The organism is Streptomyces boncukensis (assembly GCF_011045075.1).
GTDB classification, from domain to species: domain Bacteria; phylum Actinomycetota; class Actinomycetes; order Streptomycetales; family Streptomycetaceae; genus Streptomyces; species Streptomyces boncukensis.
In genome coordinates, this window is sequence record NZ_JAAKZZ010001039.1 from 1 (window position 1) to 903 (window position 903).

Below are 903 nucleotides of genomic sequence, written 5' to 3' on the forward strand. Positions count from 1 at the left end.
TTATAAGAGACAGCTCTTCGCCGCCGCCCCCTGGGCCACCGGCTACGGCATCGCCTGCGGCCGTCCCCCGCTCCACCTCGTCGGGCTCGACCTCGACGTCAAGAACGGCATCGACTCGCTGTCCGCGCTGGAACACCTGGCCGAGGAACGCGAGTTCGCCATTCCCAGAACCACCACCGTGCTCACCCCGAGCGGCGGCCGGCATCTGTGGCTGCGCGGCCCGAGCGACACCACCGTCCCCAACTCCGCGGGGCGCCTCGGGCCCGGTATCGACGTACGGGGCCTCGGCGGCTATCTCGTCGGCCCCGGATCCGTCACCGTGCGCGGCGCCTACCGGCTGGCCCCCGGCTCGCAGTCCCGCGCGCCCGCGCCCGTACCGGCACGGCTGCTGCCGCTGCTGTCCCCGCCGCTGCCACCGGCACCGCCCCCGCACCGCCAGGACGGCAACGGCGGTGCCAACGGCCGCGCCCAGGGCGCGGCCCTGGTCCACTTCGTGCGCGGCGCCGGCGTCGGCCAGCGCAACGCGCGGCTCTTCTGGGCCGCCTGCCGCGCCTACGAGACGGGGCACGGCCCTCAGCTGGCCGGGGCGCTGGTCGAGGCCGCCGTCGCGACGGGCCTGTCCGAGCATGAGGCCCGCGCGACACTGGCCTCCGCCTCCCACCGCTCGGCCCGCCTGTAGAGGGCGTCCAGCGGATCCTGCGTACCCGGCACCAGCCTCTGTCTGACATGCGGCTCCGCCGCACACCACCCGCAGACCGCGACGCGCAGCCAGGGGCAGCCCCGACCCGGCGCGATCCGCCGGACACCCCCTAGCGGGCGGTCCACGCGGGGTCGCGGCCGGTGAGTCCGACGATCCGGTCCAGCAGCGGCGCGCTCTCCGGAACCGGGACGACCGCCCCGAAG

Annotated in this window: 1 protein-coding gene and 1 pseudogene; one reads left to right on the forward strand and one right to left on the reverse strand. The window is 76.0% G+C overall.

Annotated features, from left to right (window positions below; translation table 11 throughout):
* Positions 1 to 679: bifunctional DNA primase/polymerase (locus G5C65_RS37810; RefSeq protein ID WP_165303595.1), on the forward strand; the 679-nt coding region annotated here is incomplete at its 5' end.
* Positions 680 to 809: 130 nt separating this feature from the next.
* Here G5C65_RS37810 and G5C65_RS39955 read toward each other — a convergent pair.
* Positions 810 to 903: pseudogene (locus G5C65_RS39955) on the reverse strand (TIGR03086 family metal-binding protein); the annotation flags it as partial.